This window comes from Bradyrhizobium sp. LeoB3 (assembly GCF_055456055.1).
Genome location: NZ_JBVBEF010000402.1, coordinates 1 through 362, shown reverse-complemented (window position 1 = coordinate 362; position 362 = coordinate 1). Strand labels below are relative to the sequence as shown.

Below are 362 nucleotides of genomic sequence, written 5' to 3'. Positions count from 1 at the left end.
ACCGCCTCCGGTCCGCCGAACGGCCGCTTGGCGTAGACGACCCATTCGGTCTTGCGCAGCGGTGTGAGGAAGGCCGCGAAGGATGGGGCCTCGGCGAGAGGAGCGTGATTGCCAAAGAAGCTCAGGCGGCCGGCTTGGTGCGCGGCGACGAGCTTCTCCAGGAACAGCCGCCGGAACAGGCGGGAGAGTACGCGCACGGGCAGGAAGAAGCCCGGCCGGCAGGACACCCAGCGCTGGCCGTCGGGCGAGATGCCGCCGCCCGGCACGATCATGTGCACATGGGGATGATGGGTCATCGCCGAGCCCCAGGTGTGCAAGACGGAGGTGATGCCGATCCTGGCCCCCAAATGCTTCGGATCGGC

At 68.5% G+C, this 362-nt stretch carries 1 protein-coding gene; it reads right to left on the bottom strand.

All coding sequences use genetic code 11. The features are described from left to right. Positions 1-362, bottom strand: a 362-nt coding sequence (locus tag ACZXDY_RS46510; protein ID WP_464350104.1) for a transposase, incomplete at both ends; no start/stop codon positions are given.